The sequence below is a fragment of the Pantoea sp. B9002 genome (assembly GCF_013385945.1).
GTDB lineage: Bacteria > Pseudomonadota > Gammaproteobacteria > Enterobacterales > Enterobacteriaceae > Pantoea.
In genome coordinates, this window is the sequence record NZ_JACAPA010000078.1 from 1 (window position 1) to 667 (window position 667).

The 667-nt window shown below is 63.0% G+C and carries 1 protein-coding gene; it reads left to right on the top strand.

All coding sequences use genetic code 11. The features are described 5' to 3' along the window. Window positions 1-667: Ig-like domain-containing protein (locus HX773_RS25105; RefSeq protein WP_255433331.1), on the top strand; the 667-nt coding region annotated here is incomplete at both ends.

Sequence of the window (667 nt, forward strand, 5' to 3'; positions counted from 1 at the left end):
GGAAGGCACGGCGCCGGAAGGCACCATTATCACCATCTATGACGACGTACTGGGCTTCCTCGGCACCACCATCGTAGAGAGCGGCCGCTGGTCATTCACGCCGAACCCGCTGAACGAAGGCGAGTACAACCTGCGCGTGACCTATCGCGATCCGGTGGGCAACACCACGGCCCCGAGCGATCCGGCGTGGACCATCATCGTCGACGTAACGGCACCCAATGTACCTGTACTAACTGGTATTGAAGACTCAGAGGGTCAGCCGATTACTGGCGGCATCACCAGCGAACCGAACCCGATATTCAAAGGCACGGCTGATCCAGCCGAAGCGGGTGCAACCATCGAGCTGCGCGACGAAAACGGCGTGCTGCTGGGCACGGGCGTAGTGGGCACAGACGGCCGCTGGGAAGCGGTGGTGAACCCGGCGCTGGGCGAAGGTGAGCACGCGATTTCTGTCGGCATTAAAGACGCTGCGGGTAACACCGCCGTTACGCCGCCAGTCAATCTGGAAGTAGATCTGACGGCACCGGAGCTGCCGGGCGACGGCAACGTCGGCATGCCGGGCGACGCACTGGAAGGCGCATGGGATAACGTTGAGCCGCAGACCGGCTGGATTAACCCGGATGTGGCCACCAATGACGCGCGTCCAGAGTTCCGCGGCGCCGGACTG